This window comes from Agromyces salentinus (assembly GCF_009749395.1).
GTDB classification, from domain to species: Bacteria; Actinomycetota; Actinomycetes; order Actinomycetales; family Microbacteriaceae; genus Agromyces; species Agromyces salentinus.
In genome coordinates, this window is sequence record NZ_WBIR01000001.1 from 35,214 (window position 1) to 60,727 (window position 25,514).

Below are 25,514 nucleotides of genomic sequence, written 5' to 3' on the forward strand. Positions count from 1 at the left end.
ACGGCGGACGCGGCATCCGCTCGAGACCGGGTCAGAGCTTGAGCTTGGTGACGGGGCGGATCGGAACGGGCTTCACGATGCCGGTCCGCCTCATTCGCACCGCCGAGTTGAGGTACAGGTAGGCGAGTACCCCGGACGTGGCCGTGACCTCGGCGGACGGCACCAGGCGTTCGGCGCCTCCCGGGGCCCAGCCTGCGACGGCGACCACCAGCCCGATCGCACCGAGCGCCGCGAGCACCGTGAACAGGACGCCCAGCCGGCGGCTCAGCGTCGGCCAGGCGGTCATGCGCCACCAGTGCCGCGGCGGCACGACCGGCTCATCGGCGCCGCGGAAGATGCGGACGGCGAGCACGAACGGAGCGAACGTCGTCAGGACGTTGACGAGGGCGATCACGATCACCGGGGCGCCGGTCGACCGGACGACTTCCAAGACCACGAACCCGGCGATCCACGCCAGGACGATGTAGAGCACCTTGAATTCCCAGCGGACGATCCGGAGATCGAGGATGCGGCGCATGATCGCCCCTTGGGGTCGGATGCCGCGGACGCCGCGGTCGCACCACGATAGCCCAGCGCGACGGTCGCGGACGCGGCATCCGCTCGAGGTCGCGGGGCGTCAGGACGGGAATGGCAGCGCGCGCCCCGTCTCGATCCACGACTTGAAGCTCGACAGCACGAGCGGCCACGTGCCCTCGGTCTCCGCCTCGGCGGGGTGGGCGTCGCTCCACTGGTCGTTCGTGAAGGTGAGCTTCGTGAGGCCATCGGCGGCGGCCTCGAGGCGCCAGGTCATGCGGCTCGTGAGCTCGGCGTGGTTCTCGCGGTAGGTCGGGCCCGGGTGCTCGGTCATCTGCAGGAGGGCCCCCGGCTCGGCCTGCAGCACCTCGCCGTACACGTGCACGGTCTCGTCGCCGTCCTGCCCGGGGCCGACGTACTCGTAGCGACCGCCCGGCGTCAGGTCGCCGCGCAGCGCCGAACCCCACATGACGGCGCGGCTGCCCTCCTCGCCCGTGATCGCGTCCCAGACGCGCTGCGGGTCGGCGGCGATGTACAGGGTCATCTCGAAGTCGCTCATGGTCTCCTCCTCGTGATGCGTCACGACGGTCGTCGTGACGGGTTGGTCGTCGTGACGGGTTCTCTCGACCGGCACCACGCTACGGATGCCGTGAGCACGCGTCTTGAACAAACGCGACGTCGGAGGCGGCGACGATACTGAGGGCATGCGGGATGGCGTCCGGCGCGGCGACGAGGGCCCCGATGGTCGGGGCGACGCGTACTGGCGCTCGCGGGCGGGCGCGGCGACCGGCGCGGCGACGAAGGGCGTGCTCGCGAACCCGCACGGCGGGCCCGGTATCGCGCCGCTGGCCGATGCCGCCGCCGAGCAGGCGATCTCCCCGGAGGCTCCCGTGCGGCTCGCCCGGCACCCGGTCGCCGAGGATCTCGCGCAGCTCGTGCGACACGTCTGGATCCCTCGCTGGAAGCTGTCGCCGGGCGTCGTGATCGAGCAGGGCGTGCTCGAGTACCCGTCGGCGAACCTCGTGATCGACGCCTCGTCGGCTGCCCTGCACGGGCCGGCGCTCGGGCGAGGGTTCCAGCGGCTCGAGGGCGAGGGTACGGCGTTCGGCGTCCTCCTGCAGCCGGGGGTCGCGCGCCGACTCGTGCCCGGCCGCATGAGTGCGCTCATCGGCGCCGCGGTGCCGCTCGAGGCGCTCCGGGTGCCGGATGTCGCGGCATCCGCCGAGCTCACCGTGCGCGTGCGAAGCGCTGTCGCCGCGGGAGACGACGCTGCCGCGATCGCGGCGTTCGAGTGGTGGATGCGCGGTCTCGGCATCGGACTCGATGCCGACGCCGGGCTCATCGCGGCGATCGTCGAACTCGCCGAGACCGACCGGGAAATCCTGCGGGTCGACCAGCTCGCCGATGCCGTCGGCATGTCCCCGCGGGCGCTGCAGCGACTCGTGCACGAGCAGCTCGGCCTCACGCCCAAGTGGCTCATCGGGCGCTACCGCATGCAGGAGGCGGCGCAGGCGCTCGCGGCGCTCGAGCCGCCGGCACTCGCCGACGTCGCGGCCGACCTGGGCTTCGCCGACCAGGCGCACTTCTCCCGACAGTTCCGGGCCGTCATCGGCGAGACGCCGCGGCGATACGCCCGCGCTGCGCGGGCGGCAGCGGCGGCGGCAGCGGACTCCGACGCGGCATCCGACTCGGACGCGGCATCCGCCGCCGGCTCCCGCCCACCCCTGTCGCCCTCCGGGCCGCGGCCATAGGGTGGAACCGTGAGTCCTTCGAAGGGCGAGGCCACGACGATCGAGGTCGACGGGCACGAGGTGCGCATCTCGAGCCCGTCCAAGGTCGTGTTCCCGGAGGCGGGCATCACGAAGCTCGACCTCGTGCAGTACTACCTCGCGGTCGCCGACGGCGCCCTGCGCGGGGCCGGCGGGCGCCCCATGGTGCTGAAGCGGTTCGTGAAGGGCATCGGCGCCGAGGCCTTCTTCCAGAAGCGCGTGCCCGAGAACCACCCCGACTTCGTCGACACGGCGACGCTGCACTATGCGCGGGGCACCTCGGCCGAGGAGGCGGTGATCCGCAATCGCGCGGCGCTCGCCTGGGTCGTGAACCTCGGATGCCTCGACCTGAATCCGCACCCCGTGCGCGCGGAGGACCTCGAGCACCCCGACGAGCTGCGCGTGGACCTCGACCCCATGCCCGGCGTCGAATGGGCGCAGATCGTCGACGTCGCCATGGTCGCCCGCGAGGTGCTCGAGGACCACGGCCTCGTCGGCTGGCCGAAGACCTCCGGCTCCCGTGGCCTGCACATCAACGTGCGCATCGAGCCGCGGTGGGACTACCGCGAGGTCCGCCTCGCGGCCGAGACCCTCGCGCGCGAGGTCGCGAACCGCGCGCCCGGCATGGCCTCCGCGCAGTGGTGGAAGGAGGAGCGCGGCGAGAGCGTGTTCGTCGACTTCAACCAGAACGCGAAGGACCGCACCGTGGCATCCGCCTACTCGGTGCGGCCCCTGCCCGACGCGCGCGTCTCCACGCCGCTCGACTGGGGCGAGGTCCGCGGCTCCCACCCCGAGCGGTTCACGGTGGCGACCGTGCTGCAGCGGTTCGCCGAGCGCGGCGACGCGGCATCCGGCATCGATGACGCGGCGGGCAGCCTCGACGGACTGCTGCGCCTCGCCGAGGAGCTCGGGCCCGCCGAGAAGCCGCCGCCCGCGAAGGACGGCTCGGGCCGCCGCAGCTCGACGATGCCGCTCATCGAGGTCGCGCGCACGAAGACGAAGCCCGAGGCCATGGAGGCGCTCGAGCGCTGGAAGGCGAAGCATCCCGACGTGGTCGAGCGGCTGCATCCGGCCGACGTGCTCGTCGACGGCATGCGCGGGTCGAGCTCGCTCTGGTACCGCATCCGCGTCAACCTGCAGCACGTGCCCGAGGCCGAGCGGCCCGAGCAGGGAGCGCTCGAGGAGGACTACGACCCTTGGGCGGGCAAGACCTGGGATCGCTGACGGGCTGGCCGGAGCCTCCGGCCGCGTGGGCCCAGGGCGGGAATGACCTGGGATCGCTGACGCGCCGCGCAGCATCCGCTCGCCGGGCCCTTCAGCAGAAGCCGCCGATGCCCTCCCACGCGGCGGGCGCGGGGGCCAGTCCCTCGCGCGTGACCGCCGCTTCGATAAGGCCGTACGGCCGGTCGGCGGCGTAGAACACCTCGTTCGGGTTGTCGAGGCCGAACGGCGAGAGGTCGACGACGAAGTGGTGCTTGTTGGGCATCGAGAGGCGGATCTCGGCGATCTCCGGCAGCTCCTCCAGGACGCGAGCGCCCATGTCGAACAGGGTGGCCTGCAGGGCGGCCGAGTACCCCTCGGTGAAGGCCTCGAGCAGCAGCCCTCGCACACGGTCGTACAGGGCGTCGTAGTCGAGGGCGGCATCGGAGTAGCGCCAGCGCGCGGCGACATCCGTCGCGAGGATGCGGTCGCCCGTCTCCTGCAGGGTCGTGTACCGGTCCCGGGGGAAACCCTCGAAGCCCGACTGCGTGGTCTTCAGGACCGTGAGGCCCTTGAGCCCCGCGATGACGTGGCGGTCGGCGCCCTCGGCGACGACCAGCGCCGTGCGCGTCTCCTGTCCGGAGCGCACGAACGAGTGGTCGTGCGGGGCGCCGTGCGCCTGGATGCGCTGCCACGCGTAGCTCTCGGCCTCCCACCGCCCGCCCGTGACCCAGTCGAACGACGAGGTGAAATGGTCCGCGAGGCGCAGCAGGAAGGCCTCCGGCGAGCCGATCCCCGCGCGGGCGAACGCGAAGACCGTGTTCTTCTGCGTGTCGGTGGCGACGACGTGGGAGTTGTCGCCCTCGAGGTGGGCGCCCGCGAAGTCCCCGCGGAGCTGCGACGTGACGCTGAGGTCCTCGATCTCGTGGCGAGCGTCGTCGCGGGTGACCTTGACGACGCGCACCTCGGCCTTGCCGTACTGGTTGGGCCCGAGCACGATGGCGGGTTCGGTCATGGTCAGCTCCCTCGGTAGGTCGAATAGGCGAACGGGCTCAGCAGGAGCGGCACGTGGCAGTGCCGGCCGTCGTCGGCCACCGCGAAGGTGACGACGACCTCGGGGAAGAACGTGTCGACGGAGCGCGCGGCGAAGTAGGCGCCGGTGTCGAAGCGAAGGCGGTACTCCCCCGCGGTGAGCGTCTCGGGGCCGAGCCGGGTCGCGCGGCCGTCGGCGTCGGTGACGGATGCCTCGACGAGCCGCCACCCGTCGGCTGCGGCTGCGTCGGCTGCGCCTGCGCTTGCGTTGCCGACGGCTGCGTCTGCGTCGCCGTCGGCCATGGCGTCGCGGGCGAAGAGGCTGACGGACACGCCCTCGGCCGGGCGCCCGGCGGTCGTGTCCAGCACGTGCGTGGTGATCCGGGAGGTGCTCATGTGGCGAAGAGTCCCTTCAGTCGCAGCGCCGCGATCTGGCGCAGTTGCTCCTCGACGATGAGGTCCTCCTCATCCCTCGTGTGCCCGAGCCGCTCGGTCAGCGCCTCGAGGATCTCGCTCGAGGTCCGACCTGCGGCCCGGATCAGGAAGACCCGCCCGAATCGCCGCTCGTACGCGGCGTTGCCCTCGGCGAGTTCCGCGGCCACGACGGCGTCGGCCGGGTCGACGCCGGCCTGTTCCGCGCGCGAGAGCGCCGCCTCGCGATTCGCTCCCCCGGCACGCTCGCCGATACGGGGATGGCGCGCGAGCGCGGCCTCGACCTCCTCGGCGGTGAACGGCGACGCCGCGGTGAACGCCCGCGCGACGAGCTCGTCGACGGAACCGTACGGACGCGCGTCGACCAGCTCCTCGCACCAACGGCCGACGTCGAGGCACGGTGCGAGCAGGGCGATCGCCGCGTCGCGGTCGGCGGCGTGGAACTCCTCAAGCAGCATCGCGCACTCCGCCTTCGCTCGTCGGTCGGCGCAGCAACCTGCCGCGGGGCGCCGAGCGGTCGATCGGGGCCCCGGCGAGGAACGTGGTGCGCACGATGCCCGAGAGTTCGCGTCCGTCGTAGGGCGTCATGGGGTGCCGGTGCTCGAGCGCCTCGGCGTCGACCGTGAACCCGGCGTCGGGCGCGAGGACGGCGAAGTCCGCGGCGGCACCCTCGGCGATGCGGCCCTTGCCGGTCAGGCCCACCCGTCGGGCCGGTGCCGTCGACATCCACTCGACGACCCTGGCGAGCGGGATGCCGCGGCGCCTCGCCTCGGTCCACACGAGCGGCAGGCCGAGCTGGAGCGAGGCGATGCCGCCCCAGGCGGCGTCGAAGTCGCCGTCGCCCACGCGCTTCAGTTCGGCCGGTGCCGGCGAGTGGTCCGACACGACGAGGTCGATGACGCCCTGCTCGAGCCCCGACCAGAGCGCGTCGCGATTCCCGGCGTCGCGGATCGGCGGACAGCACTTGAACTCGGTCGCCCCCGCCGGCACGTCCTCGTCCGCGAGCACGAGGTAGTGCGGGCAGGTCTCGACGCTGAGCCGGACGCCATGGCGCTTGGCCGTCGCGATCCGGTCGAGGCAGTCGGCGTCGCTCAGGTGCAGGATGTGGGCGCGAACGCCGGTGCGGGCGGCTCGATCGATGACGGCGGCGACCGCGGCGCCCTCTGCCTCCCTGGGCCGCGAGGCCAGGAAGTCGGCATAGGCGGGTCCGTGTCGGTGCGGCGCAGACTCGATCAGCGCGGCATCCTCCGCGTGCACGATCAGGAGCGAGTCGGATGCCGCGAGCACGGCCATCGCCGCCTCCATCTCGTCGGCCGTGACGGGCGGGAACTCGTCGACCCCCGAGGCGACGAGGAAGCACTTGAACCCGAATACGCCCTCGGTGACGAGCGGCCCGAGGTCGGACCCGTTGCCCGGCACGACCCCGCCCCAGAATCCGACGTCGACGAAGACCTCCCCTTCGGCCGCGGCCCGCTTCAGCTCGAGGGCGGCGACGCTCGTCGTCGGAGGAATGCTGTTGAGCGGCATGTCGATGATCGTCGTGACGCCGCCCGCCGCCGCCGCGCGGGTCGCCGAGGCGAACCCCTCCCACTCCGTGCGGCCCGGCTCGTTGACGTGCACGTGCGTGTCGACGAGACCGGGGATCAGCACCTCGTCGTCGGCGAGGTCGACGGTGCGTGCGCCGACGAGCCCGGTGCCGAGCGGCACGACCCGCGCGATGACGCCGCCGCGGACGCCGACCTCGGCAGCGGCGAACGCGCCGTCGACGAGCACGCGTTCGCCGCGCATGACGAGGTCGAGGGCGCCGGATGCCGCTGAGCCGTCGTCGGCCGGCGGCATCCGCTCGCTCATCCCCATCGGCTCGCCGTGCGCGCGGAATCCGGGCCCGTGAGCCGGACCTGCCGGTTGACGTCCTTGTAGAGCAGGTACCGGAACGGCCCGGGCCCGCCCGCGTAGCAGGCCTGCGGGCAGAACGCCCTGAGCCACATGAAGTCGCCCGCCTCGACCTCGACCCAGTCGCCGTTGAGCCGGTAGACGCCCTTGCCCTCGAGCACGAAGAGCCCGTGCTCCATGACGTGCGTCTCGGCGAACGGGATCGACCCGCCGGGCTGGAAGGTGACGATGTTCACGTGCATGTCGTGTGCGAGGTCCTCGGGGTCGACGAACCGGGTCGTCGCCCAGGCGCCGTCGGTGCCCGGCATCTCCTGGGCCTCCACCTCGGCGTCGCTCGTGACGAAGGAGGCGGGCACCTGGGCGTCCTCGACCCGCTCGTACGCCTTGCGGATCCAGTGGAAGCTCGTGGGCTCCTCACCGCCGTTCGCGAGCGACCACTCGGCTCCGGGCGCGAGGTACGCGTAGCCGCCGGCCGCCAGCACGTGGCGCTGCCCGTCGAGCGTCAGGCCGAGTTCCCCGGAGGTCACGAACAGGACGGCCTCGACGTCCGCCTCGCGCTCGGGTCGCTCGGCGCCGCCCCCGGGCCCGATCTCGACGATGAGCTGGGAGAAGGTCGTCGCGAAGCCCGCGATCGGGCGAGCGAGGATCCACGAGCGCGTGTCCGTGAAGCCGGGCAGCCGGCTCGTGACGATGTCGCGCAGGACGCCCTTCGGGATGACGGTGTACGCCTCGGTCACGATCGCCCGATCGGTGAGCAGCTCGGTCTGCGCCGGCAGTCCGCCCGGCGGGGTGTAGTAGGTCATGTGCCCTCCCGGTGGAGCCTCGGATGCGCGAGTGCGACGAGTGCCGGCTCGTCGATGCCGGTGTCGGACGCGACCTCGGCGGCGGAGATCGCGCCGCAGCGCACGCCTCGCAGCACGAACCCGGCGAGCGCCCGCACGGTGGCCGGCTCGTCGAGCACCGCGCCGGATGCCCCGGCTCCGGCGGAGACGTCGCGAAGACGCCCAGCGGCGTCGGGGTAGCCCTCCCGGTAGAACGCGTAGGTCGCGAGGAACCGCGTGGGCAGCTGGAGTGCGTGCAGGTCCCAGCCCTGCGGGAAGCCCCGCTCGAGCGACCGCCGCACGAGCCGCGCGTGCAGGCGCCAGGCCTCCTCCGCGCGCTCGCCGACGGGAAGGATGTTCGTCGACCCGTCGGAGAGGCGGATGCCGGTGCCCGCGACCGCGAGTTGCATGACCCCCTTCGCGAGGTCGGCGGCCGGATGCTCCATCGATTGGTACTGAGCCGGGATCTGCAGCGACGCGCTGTAGTCGTAGGTGCCGTAGTGCAGGGTGCTGACGCGGCCGGGCGTCGCGAGCGGCAGACGCGCGACCGGCGACCCGCCGTCGGTGTCGAGGACGAGCTGCGGCGTCTCCACCTGCACCTCGAACCGCAGGCGTCCCTCGGGGAGGCCGTGGACACGCTCGAGGGCCGCCGCGACCGCCGCCGCCGCCTCGACCTGCGCGACCGTCGACACCTTGGGCAGCGTGAGCGCGAGACCGTCGGGCAGGCCGCCGTGCTCGAGGAGGGCGGACACGAAGAGATCCAGCGTGCGGATGCCCCGCGCCCGCGTCGCGGCTTCGAACGACTTGAACCGGATGCCGATGAACGGCGGCGCGAAGCCGGCTCCCGTCGCCGCCGCGACCCGCTTGGCGGCGCGGACGGCGTCGGCGTCCTCGACGTCGTCGCCTCGGTCTCCGTAGCCGTCCTCGAAGTCGATCCGCAGGTCCTCGATCGGCTCGCGCTCGAGCTTCTCGCCCACCGCCGGCGCCACGGCCGCCGCGACCCCGGCATCGAGACCGGCCATCACCGCGAACGCCTCGATGCCGCCGGCGGCTTCGACGGCGGTGCGGGCGGTGCGGCCCCAGACGGAGGACAGTTCGGGCGTGAAGCGGTCGGCCGGCACGTACACCGTGTGCACGGGCTGTCGGGAACCGTCGTCCCCCGGGTAGGCGGTGGCGAGCAGTGCATCGGTCGGTGCGAGCGCGGCATCGATGCCCGCGAGGACGGTGGCGGGAAGGGCGGGGCGCATCCTCATCCCAGCAGCTCGTAGGCGGGCAGGGTGAGGAAGTCGACGTAGTCGCCCGAGAGGCAGAGCTCGGCGACGAGGGTCGCGGCGGGCTCGTAGTACGACGCGAACCGTTCGGGGGCGACATCCGCCCGCAGCGCCTCGACCTCCTCGGCGAGCACCGCGCGCACGAGCTCGGGGGTCATCGTGCGGCCGGTGTCGGCGAGCACCACCCGGTGCCGCAGGTGCTGCCAGACCTGCGAGCGCGAGATCTCCGCGGTCGCGGCGTCCTCCATGAGGTTGTGGAGCGCCACCGCGCCGTTTCCCGAGAGCCAGACCGCCGTGTAGGCCACGGCGACGGAGAGGTTGGTGCGCAGGCCCGCCTGGGTGACCTCGCCGCCGGCGGACGCGACGTCGAGCAGCTGCGCCGGGGCGACCTCGACCTCCGGCCGCTGCCGGTCGATCTGGTTGGGTCGGTCGCCGAGCACCTCGTCGAAGACCTCCCGACACAACGGAACGAGGTCGGGATGCGCCACCCAGGAGCCGTCGAATCCATCGGCCGCCTCGCGGGTCTTGTCGGCGCGCACCTTCTCGAAGGCCGCCGCGGTGGCGTCGGGGTCGGCCCGGTTCGGCACGAACGCGGCCATGCCGCCCATGGCCACGGCGCCACGGCGGTGGCAGGTCTTCACGAGGAGCTCGGTGTAGGCGCGCATGAACGGGGCCGTCATCGACACGCTCGCGCGATCGGGGACGATGAACTCGGGTCCGGCGTCGCGGAACACCTTGATCATGCTGAACAGGTAGTCCCAGCGGCCGGCGTTCAGGCCCGACGCGTGCTCGCGGAGCTCGAAGAGGATCTCGTCCATCTCGAATGCGGCGGGGACGGTCTCGATGAGCACCGTCGCACGGATGCTGCCCCGTGGGATGCCGAGCGCCTGCTCGGCGAATTCGAAGACGTCGTTCCAGAGCCGTGCCTCGAGATGGCTCTCGAGCTTCGGCAGGTAGTAGTACGGGCCGTCGCCGTTCTCGATGAGCTGCGCGGCGGTGTGGAAGACGTGCAACCCGAAGTCGACGAGCGAGCCCGAGCCGCGTGCGCCGTCGACGAGCACGTGCCGCTCCGGGAGGTGCCAGCCGCGCGGACGCGTGACGACCGTCGGGCGCCGGAGGTCGTCCCGGAGCGCGTAGCCCCTTCCCTCCGGCGAGGTGAAGGCGAGCGTGCCTCGAGCGGCCTCGCGGAGGTTCAGGATGCTGCCGACGACGTTGCCCCACGTCGGGCTGGACGCGTCCTCGAGGTCGGCGAGCCAGACGCGCGCTCCCGAGTTCAGGGCATTGATCGCCATCTTGGCCGGCGATGCGGGGCCGGTGATCTCGACGCGACGATCGAGGAGCGCCGGCGGTGGGGGTGGCACCTGCCACTCCCCTTCGCGCACCTCCAGGGTCTCGGGAAGGAAGTCCAGGCGCTCGCCGCCGGCGACGCGCTCACGACGGGCCGCCCTCCCGGCGAGCAGCTCACGGCGCCTCGGATCGAAGCGGCGATGCAATTGCTCGACGAAGGCGAGCGCGTCGGCGGTGAGGATCTCCTCGGCGCCCGCGACCTCGGTGGCAGCGCTGATCTCGATGGTCATGCGGGTTGCCGCTCCCTTCCGGGGTTCTGCTCCACACGTTCTGCTCATCTTCGCGCAGAACCCCTCGCGGCGTAACCGGAATATGAGGAACGGTGCGGCGTAGACTCCCGGGAACGAGGAGTTCGGCCATGGAGCGCATCGACGTGACGGTCAACGGGGCACCGCGCCCGTTGTATGGCGTCAGCGCGCACACCACGGCGCTCGACTGGCTGCGCGACACCGGCCTGACGGGCGGCAAGGAAGGCTGCGCCGAGGGCGAGTGCGGTGCGTGCGCGATGCTGCTCGCGACATCCGACGGTGAGGGCGGCACCACGTGGACCGCGGTGAACGCGTGCCTCGTGCCCGCGGCGGCGCTCGACGGCCAGGAGGTCGTGACGGCCGAGGGGCTCGGTTCCCCCGGGGCGATGCACCCCGTGCAGGCGGGACTCGCCGAGGCCGGCGGCTCCCAGTGCGGCTACTGCACGCCGGGCTTCGCGTGCAGCATGGCGGCCGAGTTCTACCGCGCCGACCGCGTCCGCGATGACGCGGTGCCGGAGGGCTCGTCCGATGGAGCGGGCGATCCGGATGCCTCGCCCGCCGACCACGGCCCCAACGGGTTCCACCTGCACGCGCTGAGCGGAAATCTCTGCAGGTGCACGGGATACCGGCCGATCCGGGATGCCGCCTACGCCCTCGGCCACCCCGATCAGGGCGACCCGCTCGCCGAACGGCGGAGCCGGCCTGCACCAGAGCCTCGATCGACCCGACTCGAGGTCGACGGCCATCGGTTCCTGCGTCCCTCGTCGCTCGATGATGCGCTCCGGCTGCTGCGCGAGGAGCCCGATGCGGCCGTCGTCGCCGGCTCGACCGACTGGGGCGTCGAGGTGAACCTGCGCGGGCGGCGGGCACCGCTCACGGTGGCGATCGAGCACCTTCCCGAACTCCGCACGGTGGCCTTCGGCGACGACGCGGTCGAGATCGGCGCGGCGCTGCCGCTCTCCGAGGTCGAGCGCAGGCTCGACGGCCGGGTGCCGCTCCTCGCCGCCCTGTTCCCGCAGTTCGCCTCGCCCCTCATCCGCAATCGCGCCACCATCGGCGGCAATCTCGGCACGGCCTCCCCCATCGGCGACGCCGCGCCTGCGCTGCTCGCCCTCGGGGCGAGCGTCGTGCTGGTCTCCGCCGACGGGGAGCGCGAGGTCGATCTCGCGGACTTCTTCACCGGCTACCGGCAGACGCTTCGGCGACCCGACGAACTGGTGCGCGCCGTGCGCATCCCCCTGCCGCTCGCGCGGCTCGCCGCGTTCCACAAGGTCGCCAAGCGCCGCTTCGACGACATCGCGAGCGTCGCCGTCGGCTTCGCCCTCGATCTCGACGCCGACGGCCACGTCGCGTCCGCCCGCATCGGGCTCGGCGGCGTCGCCGCCACCCCGCTCCGAGCGCGCTCGACCGAGGCCTCGTTGGAGGGGCGGCCGTGGAGCCTCGAGACCGTCCGCGAGGCGGCATCCGTGCTCGCCTCGGAAGGCACGCCGATCTCCGACCACCGGGCGAGCGCCGAGTACCGCTCCCTCATGCTCGGCACGTCGCTCGTGAAGCTCTTCCACGGGCACCCGCGCACCGCCGAGGAGGTCCCGGCATGAGCGACCTCGCGGCCCGCCCCGCCGACCCCGTCGTCGGCACGCCGATGAGGCACGAGAGCGCTGCGCTGCACGTGACCGGCGCAGCGGCCTACACCGACGACCTGGCGGCCCGGCGCCGCGACGTGCTGACCGCCTGGCCCGTGCAGTCCGAGCACGCGCACGCGCGGTTCGCCCTCGACGTGGCCGGTGCCCTCGGGATTCCCGGCGTCGTGCGGGTGCTGACCGCCGACGACGTGCCCGGCCGCAACGACGCGGGGGTGAAGGACGACGAGCCGCTGTTCCCGAGCGAGGCGATGTTCCACGGGCATGCCCTCGCCTGGGTGCTCGGCGAGACGGCCGAGGCCGCGCGCCTCGGCGCAGCAGCCGTCGCGGTCGAGTACGAGCCGCTGCCGTCGATCATCACCGTGCCCGAGGCGATCGAGGCGGGCGCGTTCCAGGGCATCCCGCGCACCATCCGTCGCGGCGACCCCGACGGTGCGCTCGCGAGCGCGCCCCACGTGTTCGAGGGCGTCTCGGAGGTCGGCGGCCAGGAGCACTTCTCCCTCGAGACGCACGCCTCCCTCGCGCACGTCGACTCCGAGGGGCAGGTCTTCGTCGACTGCAGCACGCAGCACCCGTCGGAGACGCAGGAGATCGTCGCGCACGTGCTCGGCCTGCCCAGCAACCGGGTCACCGTGCAATGCCTCCGCATGGGCGGCGGGTTCGGCGGCAAGGAGATGCAACCGCACGGATTCGCGGCGATCGCCGCCCTCGGCGCCGTGCTGACGGGTCGGCCGGTGCGCCTACGCCTCAACCGCACGCAGGATCTCACGATGACCGGCAAGCGGCATCCGTTCCACCTCGAGTGGAAGGCGGGATTCGACGACGACGGTCGCATCCTGGCTCTCGCGACGACCCTCACGTCCGACGGCGGCTGGTGCCTCGACCTCTCGGAGCCCGTGATGGGCCGGGCGCTCTGCCATGTCGACAACGCGTACTGGATTCCGAACTTCGTCGCGCACGGACGCGTCGCGAAGACCAACAAGACCTCGCAGACGGCGTTCCGCGGGTTCGGCGGCCCGCAGGGCATGTTCGTGATCGAGGACATCCTCGGCCGGGTCGCGCCGGTGCTCGGCATCGATGCCGCGACGCTTCGCCGGCGCAACTTCTACGAGCCGGGGCAGACGACGCCCTACGGCCAGGTCGTGCGCCACGCCGAGCGGCTCCAGGACATCTGGCGCCGGGTGATCGAGGAGAGCGACTTCGACGCGCGCCGCATCACGATCGCGGAGTTCAACCGGACCCATCCCGACACGAAGCGAGCGCTCGCCATCACGCCCGTGAAGTTCGGCATCTCGTTCACCCTCACCGCCTACAACCAGGCCGGCGCCCTCGTGCACGTCTACAAGGACGGCTCGGTCCTCATCAACCACGGCGGCACCGAGATGGGCCAGGGCCTGCACACCAAGATGCTGCAGGTCGCGGCCACGTCGCTCGGCGTCGACCCGACGTCGGTCCGGCTCGCGCCGACCAGGACCGACAAGGTCCCGAACACGTCCGCCACCGCCGCCTCCTCGAGCACCGACCTCAACGGCGGTGCGGTGAAGCACGCGTGCGAGCAGATCCGCGCGCACCTGGCGACCGTCGCCGGACGCCTGCTCGGCATCGACGGGCGCGACGTGCGGTTCGCTCGCGGGCGCGTCACGGGTCTCGGACCATCCGTGCCCTCGCTCGCGTTCGCCGAGGTGGTGACCGCCGCGTACGAGGCCCGGGTGCCGCTGTGGGCGGCCGGGTTCTATCGCACCGATGGCCTGCACTGGGACACCGAGGCCATGCAGGGCTCGCCCTTCAAGTACTTCTCCTACGGCGCGGCCGCGACCGAGGTCGAGGTCGACGGGTTCACCGGCGCCACGCGCACGCTCCGGGTCGACATCGTGCACGACGTCGGCGACTCGCTCTCGCCGCTCATCGACGTCGGCCAGATCGAGGGCGGCTACGTGCAGGGCGCAGGATGGCTCACCCTCGAGGAGCTGCGCTGGGACACCGGAGACGGCCCGGGTCGAGGCCGCCTGCTCACCCAGTCGGCGAGCACCTACAAGCTGCCGAGCTTCTCGGAGATGCCCGAGACCTTCAACGTGGGCCTCTTCGAACGGGCGACGGAGGACGGCGTGGTCTACGGGTCGAAGGCGGTCGGCGAACCCCCGCTCATGCTCGCCTTCAGCGCGCGCGAGGCGATCCGCGAGGCCGTCGCCGCGTTCGGACCCCACGGCCACTCGGTCGGACTCGCCTCACCGGCGACGCCCGAGGCCGTGTTCCGGGCGATCAGGGACGCGCAGCGTGCCGCCGAGGCGATCGACGCCGATGCCCTTGCCCTCGCCGACGCCGAACTCGTCCCCGCAGAGCGCTGAGCGACGGGGTCGGGCCATGGACTGGTTGGAGGCGGCGCAGCAATTCCGTGCGGCACGGACGCCGTCGGTCATCGTCACCCTCGCGACGGTGCGCGGCCATGCCCCGCGCAATGGCGGGGCCAAGATGGTGGTCTCGGACGGAGCCGTCTTCGGCACGATCGGCGGCGGCAACCTCGAGGCCACGGCCGTCGCCCGAGCGAGGGACCTGCTCAGCGGTGGCGGCGCCGAGCCAGAGCTGATGACGCTCACGCTGAGCGATCGGGTCACGACCGAGTACGGCGTCCAATGCTGCGGCGGCGAGGTCACCATCCTGCTCGAGCCCGTGCGGCCCCTCCCCGTGGTCGCCGTCTTCGGCGTCGGGCACGTCGGGCTCGAGCTCGCGCGGATCCTCAGCCGGCAGCAGGTCGAGCTCCACCTCGTGGACTCCCGCGCCGAGATGCTCGCACCGGAGCGGATCGGGATGCCGGGGGTCAGCGGTCCGCTCGCGGACACCGTCGGCACCGTGCACCTCCACGGCCTGCCCGTGCCGGAGTCGGCGCTCGGGCTGCTTCCCCTCGGCGCCCACGTGCTCGTCATGACGCACGATCACGTCGAGGACCTCGCGATCGTCGAGGCGGCGCTCGTCACCGAGGGCCTCGCCTCGATCGGCCTGATCGGGTCGACGTCGAAGTGGGCGCGCTTCCGGGCGCGGCTCCGCGAGGCCGGCCACGATGAGGCCGTGCTCGCTCGCGTCGAGACGCCCATCGGCATCGCGGGCATCCGGTCCAAGGACCCGGCCGCGATCGCGGTGAGCGTCGCGGCGCGCGTGCTCCAGCAGGCCGAGGAGCAGGCGGTCACGCGTGCTCGTGCCGAGCATGGGAGCGCGGAGCGCGACGTGGCCGCTCCGACGGCCGCATCCGATCGGGCACAGGCCAGGACCGCTCAGTAGTCGATGCGCGTCGCGTTCTGCTTCCACGCCGTGAACGGGGCGACCGCCCGTTCGTGGCCGAGGTCGATGCGCTCGACCGGCATCGTCCGGCGATCCGCCTCAGCGCCGTCGAAGTACCGGTAGAAGACCGCGTCGTCGAACCCCGCGTCGGCGGCGTCATCACGGTCCGCGGCGAAGGAGACCCGCTCGATGCGCGCCCACAACGATGCGGCGAGGCACATCGGGCACGGTTCGCAGCTCGAGTAGAGCGCCGCCCCGGTCAGGTCGAAGGTGCCGAGGCCCTGGCATGCGGCTCGGATCGCGGTGATCTCGGCATGGGCCGTCGGGTCCAGGTTCGCGGTGACGCGATTGACGCCCTCGAAGATCCGTCCGTCCGCCGAGACGACGATCGCGCCGAACGGTCCGCCGCCGTGCTCCACGTTCGCCGTGGCGAGATCGACGGCGCGGGCGAGGTATCCCGTCGCCGGTCCGACGGCGCCCGCGCCGGAGACGAAGCCGGTACCGGAACCGGACTGGAGCGAGTCGTCGAACGAATCCATGGTGGCCTCCCCTGCCGGGGTCAATGCTAGGGGTCGGGCCCGTTCGCCGTCGTCTGGTCGGCGGCTCGTCGGCGGCTGCTCGCCCGGCCGGCCGCGTTCGGGTCGCATCACCGCCCCCATCGCGCGGTGTTAGCGTAGACGCCACGAACAGGGGGTGGGGCATGGCGCGCACGGACGTCTCGCTCACGCCCGCCCGTTCGGCGGGCTCGCCGGCCGCGGGCATCCGTCGCCTGTCGGCCACCGGGCGTCTGCCGGACCGGCGCGACCGGCCGCTTCGCGACCTGCGCATCTCGGTGACCGACCGGTGCAACTTCCGCTGCGTGTACTGCATGCCGAAGGAGGTCTTCGGCCGCGACTACGCCTTCCTCGACCGGGACGAACTGCTGAGCTTCGAGGAGATCACGCGCATCGCCCGGGTGGCGGCGGCGCACGGCGTCGAGAAGCTCCGGCTCACGGGCGGCGAGCCCCTGTTGCGTCGCGGCCTCGAGGAGCTCGTCTCGCGCCTCGCCGAGCTGCGCACGCCCGACGGGCGACCGCTCGAGATCGCCCTCACGACGAACGGCTCAGCGCTCGCGATGAAGGCGGCCTCCCTCAAGGCTGCGGGACTCACTCGCGTCACCGTGTCGCTCGACTCGCTCGACGACGCGCTCTTCCAGACGATGAACGACGTGCGGTTCCCGGTCGGCCGAGTGCTCGACGGCATCCAGGCGGCGCATGACGCCGGCCTCGGCCCCGTCAAGGTGAACATGGTGGTCAAGCGCGGCCTCAACGACCACGAGATCCTGCCGATGGCCGAGTACTTCAAGGGTACGCCGTTCACGCTGCGCTTCATCGAGTACATGGATGTCGGAACCTCCAACGGCTGGGAGCTCGGCGAGGTCATGCCCTCCGCCGAGATCGTCGCGCGCATCGGCGAGCGCATGCCACTCGAACCGGTCGGCGCGACCGCACCGGGCGAGACCGCCGCGCGCTGGCGCTACGCCGACGGCGAGGGCGAGATCGGCGTCATCTCGAGCGTGACGCAGGCGTTCTGCGGCACCTGCAATCGCGCCCGCATCTCGACCGAGGGGCGGCTGTTCACGTGCCTGTTCGCCTCCGAGGGGCACGACCTGCGCGCGCTCCTGCGGGGCGGCATCGACGATGACGGGCTCTCCGACGCGATGGGCGCGATCTGGGGCGCACGCGACGACCGGTACTCCGAGGTGCGCGCGACGCTCACGCCCGAGCTGCGCGCGGCGCGGCCCAAGATCGAGATGAGCTACATCGGCGGATGACGCGCGCGGCGCGCCCCCTTGCGACCCGCGGAAGGGCGCTGACCTACGGGGCGGGCGGGTGCACGCGGCGCATCTCGGCGGCCAGCGCCGGGTTCTGCTCGTCGAGGTGCGAGATCACGTTCGCCGCGACATCCGCCGCCTTGTTCTGGCTGAGCTTGGCCCGCGCCTCGAAGCGGTCGACGCGCATGCGCAGTCCGACGGTGCCCTTCGCGACACGTCGGGTGCCGGTCTCGTCCTGGTCGAGATGGCGCCCGCCCGGGTGATGCTGCTCGAAGTGGTCGGTGAGGCGGCCGAGCATGGCGTAGTTCTCGTCGTCGCCCAGGATCTCGGGGGTGCCGTACAGGTGCGCCGTCACGTGGTTCCACGTCGGGATGACCTCGCCCTCGGGGTACCAGCTGGGCGAGACGTAGTCGTGCGGGCCCTGCACGATCACGAGGACCTCGTGCGAGCCGAGCTCGTGCGCGACCTCGTCCGGGCGCCCGAAGTGGCTGATGATCGTGATGCCGTCCGCCTCCTCGTCGAGGATCACCGGGTAGTGCGAGGCCACCAGTCCCGTGCTCGCCGGCGAGACGAACGTCGCCCACGCGTTGCCGCGGATGAGCCGCTTCACCTCGTCGGGATCGGTCATCAGGTAGTGCGGCGTGTGGCGCATGGGGCTGGTCCTCGTGGTCGGTGGGAAGGGTCGGAGGCCTGACGGCGTGGCCAGGACCGTCAGTGGGTCAGCGCTCGACGAGGTCGCCCGCGACGCTCGCGAAGCGGTCGATGCCGCCGACGAGGTAGACGACGTCGGGGTGTCCGCGTTCGAGGAGCAGGCGCGCGGCGCGGCGCGAGCGCAGGTCCTGCTCGCAGTAGACGACGAGCGGAGCGTCACCGGCCGCGGGCTCGGCTCCGGCGGCGAGGTCGCCGAGCGGCAGCAGCGAGCTGCCGGCGATGCGGCGCAGCGCGGCCTCGGCGGGCTCGCGAACGTCGAGCAGGCGCAGCGGTTCCCCGGCCCGGACGCGGGCGAGCACCTCGGCGGCGCTCACACCCCGGAGAGCGGATGCCGCGCCTGCGGCACCCGGCCCGCTCGCCCCGGATGCGGCATCCGTCGAGTCCGCCCCGTCGGTCGGCTGCGTCGCGGCCGTCGGGCCCGTGGGCGCCAGCCCGCAGAACAGCTCGTAGTCGATGAGCGAGGTGATCTCCGCGGCATCCGCGACGGCCTCGTAGGCGATCTCGCGCGTGCGCCCCGAGAGCGCGTCGACGGTGACGACCCGGCCGAGGAGCGGCTCCCCCACGCCGGTCACGACCTTGACGACCTCGGTCGTCATGAGGGCGCCGACGAGCGCGCAGATGCTCGGCAGCACGCCGCCCTGCTCGCACGAGAGCACCTCGTCGGGCGAGGGCGGGACCGGGAAGAGGTCTCGGTAGGTCGGCCCGAACGCCGGCCAGGAGAGCCCGACCTGTCCGTGGTAGCGCAGGATCGACCCCCAGACCAGCGGGATGCCGGCGAGCACGGCCGCGTCGTTCGCGAGGTACCGCGTCGGGAAGTTGTCGCTGCCGTCGACGAGCAGGTCGTAGTCGGCGAGGAGGTCCGCGATGTTCGCCGAGGTCAGCCGCTCGCGATGGCGGACGACCCGGCAGGCGGGGTCGATCGCCGCGACCGTGTCGGCGAGCGAGTCGACCTTCGGACGGCCGACGTCGGCGACGCCGTGACTCAGCTGCCGGTGCAGGTTGGACAGCTCGACGATGTCGTCGTCGACGACGCCGATGGTGCCGACGCCGCTGCCGGCGAGGGAGGGCACGAGCGCGCTGCCGAGGCCGCCCGCGCCGATGACGAGCACGCGCGCGGCCGCGAGCCGGCGCTGGGCGACTTCGCCGAAGCCCGGGAGCATGAGCTGCCGGCTGAAGCGCGACACCCGCTCGGCCGCGAGCGGCGGGCCCGGAGCCACGAGGGGGCCGGGCCGGGTCGACGTCGCCGAGCTCGTCACCGGATCCATGGAGCAATCCTCGCACGCAGGGCGAGGACGCCGGCCGTCCCGCAGTGTCCGCCCCGCGAGCGCCACCGCTCGCGGGCTAGCATCGAAGCCATGACCGTCGTCACCGTCCGCTACTTCGCCGCCGCCGCCGAGGCCGCCGGACGCGAGGAGGAGCGCCTCGAACTCGACGGCGCCGCGACGGTCGGCGACCTGCGGCACGTGCTGGTCGAGCGCTACGGCGCGGCGATGGAGCGCGTGCTGCGATCGGGGTCGTTCCTCGTCGGGGGGCGGGTCGAACGCGACCCGGCGGCCGCGCTGTCCGACCGGGTCGACATCCTGCCGCCGTTCGCCGGCGGATAGCCGGTCAGAGCCCGAGACGCTCGAGCAGGTGGTTCCGGAACCGTCCGGCCGGGTCGAGCCTCGCCCGAAGCTCGGCGAAGTCGTGCCATCGGGGGTAGAGCCGCGGCATCCGCTCGGCCGCCTCCGCGACGTCGAAGAGCTTGCCCCAGTGCGGGCGCGCCTCGAACGGGGCGATCGCAGCCTGCAGCGTCGGCAGCAGCGCCTCGACGCCGGGCTGGTCCGGCAGCCAGGTGAAGTGGATGCCCACCGTCGCTCGGTCGTACGCCGGCGACAGCCACAGCGCGTCGGCTGCGACGGTGCGGATCTCGCACACCTGCAGGAGGGGTGCGATCGACGCCGCGAGCGACCGGACGGCCGAGATCGCCTCCACGGCTCGCTCCCGTGGCACGAGGAACTCCGACTGCAGCTCGTCGCCGTTGGACGGCGTGAAGCCGAGCTTGAAGTGCGGCAGCCGCTCGAACCATCGCCCGGGCACGCCGAGCTGGTCGGTGCAGTGCTCGGCCGAGACGTCGGGCAGCGGATGCCGCTTCACCGTCGCCGCGCGGGCGCCCATCGCCGCCAGCGCCGGCGGGAGGTCGTCGGATGCCGCGGCATCCGCCCGCCGCTTGAGCCAGAGCTGCTCGATGACCTCGGGGTCGCGCCACGTCGTGAAGAGGCTCGTCGAGGCGGTGAGGCCCGTGACGGCGTCGAGGTCGGCGAGGACCGCGTCGAGCGGGAGTCCCTCGACCACCGACTGCGCGACGTCGTAGGTGGGCTCGATGTCGAGCTCGAGCGCCGTGACGATGCCGAGCGCGCCAAGCGCGACGACCGCGCCGTCGAAGTCGGCGTCGCCGCGCCGGAGGCGGAGGAGCGACCCGTCCGCGGTCACGAGCTCGAGGGCCGCGACGGCGGCCGCGAGCGAGCCGAGCCCGTCGCCCGACCCGTGGGTTCCCGTCGCGATCGCGCCGCCCACCGAGATGTGCGGCAGCGAGGCCAGGTTCGCGAGGGCCCATCCCTCCCGGTCGAGCACCTCGGCGAGCTCGCCGTACCTGAGCCCCGCCGAGACCCGGACGGTGCGGGCCGGCTCGTCGACCTCGATCAGGGCGGGCAGTGCGCCGGTCTCGACGAGCAGGCCCTCGGTGTCGGCGATGCGGTTGAACGAGTGCCGCGAGCCGAGCGCGCGGACGCGGCGGCCGTCCCGACCGGCTGCCGCCACGAGTTCCGCGAGCTCGTCGACGGAGCCCGGCCGGGCGATGCGCTCCGCACCGTAGGCGAGGTTGCCGGCCCAGTTGCGTTCGGTCATCGTGCTCCTGTCGTCATGCCCGTGGTCGCCGTGCGGTGCTCGAGGCAGCGTGGCGTCGCCGCCGCCATGCCGTCGTCGCCGTCACCACCGTACGACGGGCCAGCCCTCGTCGTCCCACTCGAGGTCGGGGAGCGCGAGGCGGAACGCGCCCCCGGCATCGGCGTCGTAGTAGTGGAACGCCAGCACGTTGTCGAACACCGACTGTCCTCCGGGCCCGACCCGCGCGCCGTCGGTCGCGAGTAGGGGCGTTCCTCCGTCCTCGAGCAGGGGAACCCCGTCGCGGTCGAGGAACGGGCCCGTCGCGGCATCCGCTCGACCGACCGCGATGTTGTAGGTGCTCTTCGCGCCCTGGCAGCAGGCGTCGCGCGAGACGAAGAGGAACCAGTCGCCGTCGTGCTGCACGAGGTACGGCGCCTCGATGGCGTTCGGCGGCGCGCCGCGGTCGGCGATGCGCCGCGGCTCGGCGTCGTCGGCACGCAACCCGGTCGGCCACGAGAGCTCGACCATGCGGATGCCGCTCCAGAAGGAGCCGAACGCCATCCACGGGGTCCCGCCCTCGTCGACCGCGATGCCGGGGTCGATCGCGTTGAAGTCGTCGGTGGTCGTCGACTCGATGACCGCGCCCCCGTCGATCCACTCGTAGTCGGGGTCGTCGGGGTCGAGCGTGGTGTTCGTGGCCAGGGCGATGAGCGAGGTGTTCTTGCCGAACCGGGAGGCCGAGTAGTAGAGGTACCAGGTGCCGTCGTGCTCGACGAGCTCGGGCGCCCAGAGGTTGTCGACGCCCTTCACGGCGTCGGTGAGCCACTCGGGCTTCTCGTCCCAGACCTCGCCCTCGTACCGCCAGGCCTTCCCGTCGGTCGAGGAGCGGATCTGGATGTTGCCGTCGGCGACGGTGCCGTTGCCCGTCGAGTACACCCACCACGTGCCGTCGTCGTCGCGGGCGAGCGCGGGGTCGTGGGTCGCGAGGTCGCCCGACGCCTCCCAGACGCCGCCCGGAGCGCTGCACCCGGCGAGCCCCGCGAGGAGGGTCGCCGCGAGCAGCGCCGCGGCTACCCTCATCGAGCCTCTCGGCCCCGGCACGGCCTGCCGCGTCGCGCTCAGCCGAGCGAGACGGCGGACCACGAGACCGGCGGCAGGGTGATCGTGAGCTCGCCGCCGTCGATCGAGATCGACTCGTTCGCGCGAGGCGCGACGCGCTCGGGCTGCTCGAGCGTGTTCTTCGCGTACACGTCGTCGTCGGTGAGCGTGTGCGACTCGAGCACCGACACGTCGCCGAGGCCCGCGATGTCGACGGTCACGGTGAGCGCCTCGGTCTGCGAGCGGTTCACGAGGAAGACGGCCGAGCGACCGTTCTCGCCGTCGTGGGTCGCGACCGCGTCGACGAGCGGCACGTCGCCGTATGCCTTGGTCGCGTACGAGGGCGCGTCGAGCTTCAGCTCGAGCGCCTCCCCCTGGGCGAGGCGCGAGGTGATCGAGAACGGGAAGAAGGTCGTCTGGCGCCAGGCGATGCCGCCGGGCTCGGTCATGATCGGGGCGATGACGTTGACGAGCTGGGCGAGCGAGGCGCTCGTGACGCGGTCGGCGTGCTTCAGCAGCGAGATCATGAGGTTGCCGAAGACGACCGCGTCGGCGACGGAGTAGACGTCCTCGAGCAGGCGCGGAGCGACGGGCCAGTTGTCGATCCCCTCGATCTTGTCGACGCCGTGGAAGCGCTCGATGTACCAGACGTTCCACTCGTCGAAGGAGATGTTGATGCTCTTGGAGCTGCCGTTCACGGCCTTCACGTGGTCGGCCGTCGCGACCACGGACTCGATGAAGTGGTCCATGTCGACCGCCGAGGCGAGGAAGGAGCCCAGGTCGCCGTCGCGCTCCTCGTAGTAGGCGTGGCACGAGATGTAGTCGACGTCCTCGTAGGCGTGGGTGAGCACGACGCGCTCCCACTCGCCGAAGGTCGGCATGTGGGCGCTCGACGACCCGCAGACCACGAGCTCGACCGAGGGGTCGAGCTGGCGCATTGCCTTGGCCGTCTGCGAGGCGATCTTGCCGTAGTCGTCGGCCGAGCGGTGACCCAGCTGCCACGGACCGTCCATCTCGTTGCCGAGGCACCACATCTTCACGCCGAACGCATCCGTGCGGCCGTTGTCGATGCGGCGCTGCGAGAGGGCCGTGCCGCCGGCGATGTTCGTGTACTCGAGCAGGTCCAGGGCCTCGAGCGTGCCGCGCGTGCCCAGGTTGACGGCGAGCATGAGGTCGCTGCCGACCTTGTCGAGCCAGTTCTGGAACTCGTGCAGGCCCACCTCGTTCGTCTCCGTCGAGTGCCAGGCGAGGTCCAGCCTGCGGGGGCGCTCCTCGCGCGGGCCGACCGAGTCCTCCCAGCGGAACCCGGACACGAAGTTGCCGCCCGGATACCGGATCGTCGAGACGCCGAGTTCCTTCACGAGCTCGACGACGTCGGAGCGGAAGCCCTCGGCATCCGCCTGCTCGTGGCCCGGCTCGTAGATGCCGTCGTAGACGTGGCGGCCGAGGTGCTCGACGAACCCTCCGAAGACCCGGCGGTCGATGCGACCGACGGCGAAGTGCGGGTCGACGGTGAGGCGTGCAGTGGTCATGATGCTCATTTCAGGTCTTGGACGCGAGGTCGCGCGGTCGAGAGGTCGGTGATGCGAGAGGTTCGTGGGGTCGAGGTCGAGGTCGAGGTCGAGGACGTCGAGGTCGGATGCCGCGGCGGCCTTACTTGATCGAGCCGATGGCCAGGCCGCCCTGCCAGTAGCGCTGCAGGAACAGGAACGACAGCACGAGCGGGATCACCGAGATGAACGAGCCCGAGGTGATGAGGTTCCAGACCTGCTCTCCGCCCGCGCCCGCATTCGAGAGCGCGGTCCACCGGTTCAGGCCGACGGTGACCGGCAGCAGCTGCGGGTCCGTCAGCACGGCGAGGGGCAGGAAGAAGTTGTTCCAGGTGCCGACGACCGAGAGGAGCAGCACCGTCACGATGGCGGGCTTCAGCATCGGCAGCGCGACCTGGAAGAAGGTGCGGATCTCGCCGGCGCCGTCGATGCGCGCGGCTTCGAGCATCTCGTCGGGCACGGCGTCCTGCGTGTAGACGCGCATGAGGTAGACGCCGAACGGGCTGAGCAGCGACGGGAGGATGACGGCCCACGGCGTGTTGATGATGCCGTACTGGCTCAGGAGCATGAAGGTCGGGATCACGAGGGCCGTGAGCGGCACCATGACCGAGCCGAGGATGACGCCGAAGACGCCGTTGCGGCCCCGGAAACGGTACTTGGCGAAGCCGTAGCCCGCGAGGATCGCGAGGATCGTCGCGCCGATGCCGCCGGCGAACGCGTAGAGGAACGAGTTCGCGAGCCAGCGCCAGTAGATGCCGCCCTGGTGGGTGAACAGCTCGGCCACGTTCGAGAAGAACGCGAAGTTGCCGTCGAACCAGAACGCCGGACTGCCGAAGAGGCCCGCGGTGTCCTTCGTCGCGGCGACGAAGAGCCACCAGATCGGCACGATGAAGTAGATCGCGAGGATGATGAGGAACACGTGGGAGCCGATGCGGCGTCCGCCCGATCGGCGATCCTTGCCGCGCGGGCCGCGGTAGGCGTGACCGGGAACACCGGTGACGGTGGTGAACGCGTCGTTCGGGGCCGTGTCGTTGGCGAAGATGGCCATCACTTGAGTCCGCTCTGCTTGCGGGTGAGGAAGAGGAAGAGGTACGAGCCCGCGAACACGAGGGCGCCGAGCGAGAACGCGATCGCCGAGGCGTAGTTGAACTGGCTGTACGAGAACGCCAGGGAGTACGCGTACATGTTCGGCGTGTAGGCGGCGTCGATCGCGCCCTGCGCGATGTTGCGCAGCACCACCGGTTCGGTGAAGAACTGGAGCGTGCCGATGAGGGCGAAGGTGATCACCATGACCATGGACGACGAGATCATCGGCAGCTTGATGCGGCTGGCCGTCTGCCAGCCGTTCGCCCCGTCGATGCGCGCCGCCTCGTAGATCGACGGGTCGATCGAGCGCAGCGCCGCGTAGATGACGACCATGTAGTAGCCCGACCACTGCCACGTGACGATGTTGACGAGGCTGCCGAACACGGTGTCGGAGGCGAGGAAGTCGGGGGTCGGCAGGCCGACGGCGCTGAAGATCGTCGCGCTCGGGCCGAACTTCGGGCTGTAGAGGAAGCTCCACATGAGGGCGCCGATGACCACTGGGATCGCGTACGGCACGAAGATGAGCAGCCGCGAGAGCTTCGAGAGCCACGACGTGAGCGAGTCGAGCACGAGCGCCGCAGCGAGCGCGACCGCGAGCTGGGCCGGGATCATGACGATCGCGAACGCGGCGACGCGGAGCAGCCCCTCCATGAAGAGCGGGTCGGAGAACGCCTTCACGTAGTTCTCGATGCCCGTGAACGTCGTGCCGGTCGCGAGCGTCGAGGTGAACAGGCTCATGCCGAAGGCGTAGAAGAGCGGGAACACCAGGAACAGGGCGAAGACGACGAGGAACGGGGTGACGAAGAGCCAGCCCCAACGTTGGCGGCGTCGTTCGAGCCGGGAGCCGCGGGGCCTCCGCGGCTGCCTGACGTCGGCGGATGCCGCGCCTGCAGCGACCCCGGGGGCCGTGCTCGCGTGCGTGGTCATTGCAGTCTTCTCCACATCGAGGGTC

Annotated in this window: 24 protein-coding genes; 7 read left to right on the forward strand and 17 right to left on the reverse strand. The window is 72.0% G+C overall.

The window, feature by feature from the left end; all coding sequences use genetic code 11:
• Window positions 1-31 precede the first annotated feature (31 nt).
• Both GQQ95_RS00165 and GQQ95_RS00170 read right to left on the reverse strand, forming a co-directional pair.
• Window positions 32-517 carry a hypothetical protein gene (locus GQQ95_RS00165; protein WP_157425621.1) on the reverse strand — a complete coding sequence of 162 codons (486 nt, stop codon included), beginning with the start codon at window positions 515-517 and terminating at the stop codon, window positions 32-34.
• Between the two features lie 99 nt (window positions 518-616).
• Entirely contained in the window at window positions 617-1,072 is a 456-nt protein-coding gene (locus tag GQQ95_RS00170; protein WP_157425622.1) for an SRPBCC domain-containing protein, read from the reverse strand.
• A 145-nt stretch (window positions 1,073-1,217) separates the two neighbouring features.
• On the opposite strand from GQQ95_RS00170, the gene GQQ95_RS00175 reads away from it, so the two are divergent.
• Both GQQ95_RS00175 and GQQ95_RS00180 read left to right on the forward strand, forming a co-directional pair.
• On the forward strand, window positions 1,218-2,264 hold the full coding sequence (locus tag GQQ95_RS00175; RefSeq protein WP_157425623.1) for a helix-turn-helix domain-containing protein: 1,047 nt from the start codon (window positions 1,218-1,220) through the stop codon (window positions 2,262-2,264).
• Window positions 2,265-2,273: 9 nt separating this feature from the next.
• Window positions 2,274-3,506, forward strand: coding sequence for a DNA polymerase domain-containing protein (locus GQQ95_RS00180; protein ID WP_157425624.1), 1,233 nt, complete (start codon window positions 2,274-2,276; stop codon window positions 3,504-3,506).
• Between the two features lie 91 nt (window positions 3,507-3,597).
• Here GQQ95_RS00180 and pucL read toward each other — a convergent pair whose 3' ends face one another.
• Genes pucL through aceB form a run of 7 tightly spaced genes read right to left on the reverse strand, consistent with a single transcriptional unit; the run spans window position 3,598 to window position 10,508 of the window.
• Window positions 3,598-4,497 carry a factor-independent urate hydroxylase gene (gene pucL, locus GQQ95_RS00185; protein ID WP_157425625.1) on the reverse strand — a complete coding sequence of 300 codons (900 nt, stop codon included), beginning with the start codon at window positions 4,495-4,497 and terminating at the stop codon, window positions 3,598-3,600.
• A 2-nt stretch (window positions 4,498-4,499) separates the two neighbouring features.
• Window positions 4,500-4,910: a hydroxyisourate hydrolase gene (gene uraH / locus GQQ95_RS00190; RefSeq protein WP_157425626.1), complete on the reverse strand. Its 411-nt coding sequence runs from the start codon at window positions 4,908-4,910 to the stop codon at window positions 4,500-4,502.
• Window positions 4,907-5,404 (reverse strand): 2-oxo-4-hydroxy-4-carboxy-5-ureidoimidazoline decarboxylase, encoded by a 498-nt coding sequence (gene uraD / locus GQQ95_RS00195; protein WP_157425627.1) that lies wholly within the window; start codon window positions 5,402-5,404, stop codon window positions 4,907-4,909. The genes uraH and uraD overlap by 4 nt, the downstream gene beginning before the upstream one ends.
• Window positions 5,394-6,797, reverse strand: coding sequence for an allantoinase AllB (allB, locus tag GQQ95_RS00200; RefSeq protein WP_157425628.1), 1,404 nt, complete (start codon window positions 6,795-6,797; stop codon window positions 5,394-5,396). Before allB ends, uraD begins: the two co-directional genes overlap by 11 nt.
• Window positions 6,794-7,642, reverse strand: a complete 849-nt coding sequence (locus GQQ95_RS00205; protein ID WP_157425629.1) for a bifunctional allantoicase/(S)-ureidoglycine aminohydrolase — start codon at window positions 7,640-7,642, stop codon at window positions 6,794-6,796. Before GQQ95_RS00205 ends, allB begins: the two co-directional genes overlap by 4 nt.
• Complete coding sequence (locus GQQ95_RS00210; protein WP_157426101.1) at window positions 7,639-8,907, reverse strand: DUF6986 family protein; 1,269 nt, start codon at window positions 8,905-8,907, stop codon at window positions 7,639-7,641. Before GQQ95_RS00210 ends, GQQ95_RS00205 begins: the two co-directional genes overlap by 4 nt.
• Window positions 8,908-8,909: 2 nt before the next feature.
• A complete protein-coding gene (gene aceB, locus GQQ95_RS00215; RefSeq protein ID WP_157425630.1) occupies window positions 8,910-10,508 on the reverse strand; it encodes a malate synthase A in 1,599 nt (532 codons plus the stop codon).
• A gap of 128 nt (window positions 10,509-10,636) precedes the next feature.
• Between aceB and GQQ95_RS00220 the strand changes: the two genes are divergently transcribed.
• The 3 genes from GQQ95_RS00220 to xdhC are packed head-to-tail and all read left to right on the forward strand — an operon-like array spanning window position 10,637 to window position 15,439.
• Window positions 10,637-12,124: a xanthine dehydrogenase small subunit gene (locus GQQ95_RS00220; RefSeq protein WP_157425631.1), complete on the forward strand. Its 1,488-nt coding sequence runs from the start codon at window positions 10,637-10,639 to the stop codon at window positions 12,122-12,124.
• Window positions 12,121-14,511 (forward strand): xanthine dehydrogenase molybdopterin binding subunit, encoded by a 2,391-nt coding sequence (gene xdhB / locus GQQ95_RS00225; RefSeq protein ID WP_157425632.1) that lies wholly within the window; start codon window positions 12,121-12,123, stop codon window positions 14,509-14,511. The genes GQQ95_RS00220 and xdhB overlap by 4 nt, the downstream gene beginning before the upstream one ends.
• Window positions 14,512-14,527: 16 nt before the next feature.
• Window positions 14,528-15,439 carry a xanthine dehydrogenase accessory protein XdhC gene (gene xdhC / locus GQQ95_RS00230; RefSeq protein WP_157425633.1) on the forward strand — a complete coding sequence of 304 codons (912 nt, stop codon included), beginning with the start codon at window positions 14,528-14,530 and terminating at the stop codon, window positions 15,437-15,439.
• On the opposite strand, the gene GQQ95_RS00235 is transcribed toward xdhC, so the two are convergent.
• On the reverse strand, window positions 15,433-15,978 hold the full coding sequence (locus GQQ95_RS00235; protein ID WP_157425634.1) for a nucleoside deaminase: 546 nt from the start codon (window positions 15,976-15,978) through the stop codon (window positions 15,433-15,435). The two genes, xdhC and GQQ95_RS00235, sit on opposite strands and share 7 nt — an antisense overlap.
• Window positions 15,979-16,139: 161 nt before the next feature.
• Between GQQ95_RS00235 and moaA the strand changes: the two genes are divergently transcribed.
• The gene (moaA, locus tag GQQ95_RS00240) at window positions 16,140-17,252 is read left to right on the forward strand and encodes a GTP 3',8-cyclase MoaA (RefSeq protein ID WP_157425635.1); all 1,113 of its coding nucleotides are present in this window, start codon (window positions 16,140-16,142) and stop codon (window positions 17,250-17,252) included.
• A gap of 43 nt (window positions 17,253-17,295) precedes the next feature.
• Here moaA and GQQ95_RS00245 read toward each other — a convergent pair whose 3' ends face one another.
• Together GQQ95_RS00245 and GQQ95_RS00250 are read right to left on the reverse strand one after the other, a co-directional pair.
• Window positions 17,296-17,904 carry an FMN-binding negative transcriptional regulator gene (locus tag GQQ95_RS00245; protein ID WP_157425636.1) on the reverse strand — a complete coding sequence of 203 codons (609 nt, stop codon included), beginning with the start codon at window positions 17,902-17,904 and terminating at the stop codon, window positions 17,296-17,298.
• 67 nt (window positions 17,905-17,971) lie between these two features.
• Window positions 17,972-19,228: a ThiF family adenylyltransferase gene (locus tag GQQ95_RS00250; protein WP_157425637.1), complete on the reverse strand. Its 1,257-nt coding sequence runs from the start codon at window positions 19,226-19,228 to the stop codon at window positions 17,972-17,974.
• A gap of 90 nt (window positions 19,229-19,318) precedes the next feature.
• Between GQQ95_RS00250 and GQQ95_RS00255 the strand changes: the two genes are divergently transcribed.
• Window positions 19,319-19,567 carry a MoaD/ThiS family protein gene (locus GQQ95_RS00255; protein ID WP_157425638.1) on the forward strand — a complete coding sequence of 83 codons (249 nt, stop codon included), beginning with the start codon at window positions 19,319-19,321 and terminating at the stop codon, window positions 19,565-19,567.
• A 4-nt stretch (window positions 19,568-19,571) separates the two neighbouring features.
• On the opposite strand, the gene GQQ95_RS00260 is transcribed toward GQQ95_RS00255, so the two are convergent.
• From GQQ95_RS00260 to GQQ95_RS00280, 5 genes are all read right to left on the reverse strand, one after another.
• Window positions 19,572-20,849, reverse strand: coding sequence for an FAD-binding protein (locus tag GQQ95_RS00260; protein WP_157425639.1), 1,278 nt, complete (start codon window positions 20,847-20,849; stop codon window positions 19,572-19,574).
• Window positions 20,850-20,930: 81 nt separating this feature from the next.
• On the reverse strand, window positions 20,931-21,908 hold the full coding sequence (locus GQQ95_RS00265; RefSeq protein ID WP_157425640.1) for an arabinan endo-1,5-alpha-L-arabinosidase: 978 nt from the start codon (window positions 21,906-21,908) through the stop codon (window positions 20,931-20,933).
• Window positions 21,909-21,946: 38 nt separating this feature from the next.
• Window positions 21,947-23,458 carry an arabinosylfuranosidase ArfA gene (arfA, locus tag GQQ95_RS00270; RefSeq protein ID WP_157425641.1) on the reverse strand — a complete coding sequence of 504 codons (1,512 nt, stop codon included), beginning with the start codon at window positions 23,456-23,458 and terminating at the stop codon, window positions 21,947-21,949.
• A 121-nt stretch (window positions 23,459-23,579) separates the two neighbouring features.
• Window positions 23,580-24,524 carry a carbohydrate ABC transporter permease gene (locus GQQ95_RS00275; RefSeq protein ID WP_157425642.1) on the reverse strand — a complete coding sequence of 315 codons (945 nt, stop codon included), beginning with the start codon at window positions 24,522-24,524 and terminating at the stop codon, window positions 23,580-23,582.
• Entirely contained in the window at window positions 24,524-25,489 is a 966-nt protein-coding gene (locus GQQ95_RS00280; RefSeq protein ID WP_157425643.1) for a carbohydrate ABC transporter permease, read from the reverse strand. Before GQQ95_RS00280 ends, GQQ95_RS00275 begins: the two co-directional genes overlap by 1 nt.
• Window positions 25,490-25,514 lie beyond the last annotated feature (25 nt).

Bases quoted from the DNA above. Each gene is read 5' to 3' on its own strand.
- GQQ95_RS00165 (WP_157425621.1), bottom strand. From the start codon at position 517: ATGCGCCGCATCCTCGATCTCCGGATCGTCCGCTGGGAATTCAAGGTG.
- GQQ95_RS00170 (WP_157425622.1), bottom strand. From the start codon at position 1,072: ATGAGCGACTTCGAGATGACCCTGTACATCGCCGCCGACCCGCAGCGC.
- GQQ95_RS00175 (WP_157425623.1), top strand. From the start codon at position 1,218: ATGCGGGATGGCGTCCGGCGCGGCGACGAGGGCCCCGATGGTCGGGGC.
- pucL (WP_157425625.1), bottom strand. From the start codon at position 4,497: ATGACCGAACCCGCCATCGTGCTCGGGCCCAACCAGTACGGCAAGGCC.
- uraH (WP_157425626.1), bottom strand. From the start codon at position 4,910: ATGAGCACCTCCCGGATCACCACGCACGTGCTGGACACGACCGCCGGG.
- uraD (WP_157425627.1), bottom strand. From the start codon at position 5,404: ATGCTGCTTGAGGAGTTCCACGCCGCCGACCGCGACGCGGCGATCGCC.
- allB (WP_157425628.1), bottom strand. From the start codon at position 6,797: ATGAGCGAGCGGATGCCGCCGGCCGACGACGGCTCAGCGGCATCCGGC.
- GQQ95_RS00205 (WP_157425629.1), bottom strand. From the start codon at position 7,642: ATGACCTACTACACCCCGCCGGGCGGACTGCCGGCGCAGACCGAGCTG.
- GQQ95_RS00210 (WP_157426101.1), bottom strand. From the start codon at position 8,907: ATGCGCCCCGCCCTTCCCGCCACCGTCCTCGCGGGCATCGATGCCGCG.
- aceB (WP_157425630.1), bottom strand. From the start codon at position 10,508: ATGACCATCGAGATCAGCGCTGCCACCGAGGTCGCGGGCGCCGAGGAG.
- GQQ95_RS00220 (WP_157425631.1), top strand. From the start codon at position 10,637: ATGGAGCGCATCGACGTGACGGTCAACGGGGCACCGCGCCCGTTGTAT.
- xdhB (WP_157425632.1), top strand. From the start codon at position 12,121: ATGAGCGACCTCGCGGCCCGCCCCGCCGACCCCGTCGTCGGCACGCCG.
- xdhC (WP_157425633.1), top strand. From the start codon at position 14,528: ATGGACTGGTTGGAGGCGGCGCAGCAATTCCGTGCGGCACGGACGCCG.
- GQQ95_RS00235 (WP_157425634.1), bottom strand. From the start codon at position 15,978: ATGGATTCGTTCGACGACTCGCTCCAGTCCGGTTCCGGTACCGGCTTC.
- moaA (WP_157425635.1), top strand. From the start codon at position 16,140: ATGGCGCGCACGGACGTCTCGCTCACGCCCGCCCGTTCGGCGGGCTCG.
- GQQ95_RS00245 (WP_157425636.1), bottom strand. From the start codon at position 17,904: ATGCGCCACACGCCGCACTACCTGATGACCGATCCCGACGAGGTGAAG.
- GQQ95_RS00250 (WP_157425637.1), bottom strand. From the start codon at position 19,228: ATGGATCCGGTGACGAGCTCGGCGACGTCGACCCGGCCCGGCCCCCTC.
- GQQ95_RS00255 (WP_157425638.1), top strand. From the start codon at position 19,319: ATGACCGTCGTCACCGTCCGCTACTTCGCCGCCGCCGCCGAGGCCGCC.
- GQQ95_RS00260 (WP_157425639.1), bottom strand. From the start codon at position 20,849: ATGACCGAACGCAACTGGGCCGGCAACCTCGCCTACGGTGCGGAGCGC.
- GQQ95_RS00265 (WP_157425640.1), bottom strand. From the start codon at position 21,908: ATGAGGGTAGCCGCGGCGCTGCTCGCGGCGACCCTCCTCGCGGGGCTC.
- arfA (WP_157425641.1), bottom strand. From the start codon at position 23,458: ATGACCACTGCACGCCTCACCGTCGACCCGCACTTCGCCGTCGGTCGC.
- GQQ95_RS00275 (WP_157425642.1), bottom strand. From the start codon at position 24,524: ATGGCCATCTTCGCCAACGACACGGCCCCGAACGACGCGTTCACCACC.
- GQQ95_RS00280 (WP_157425643.1), bottom strand. From the start codon at position 25,489: ATGACCACGCACGCGAGCACGGCCCCCGGGGTCGCTGCAGGCGCGGCA.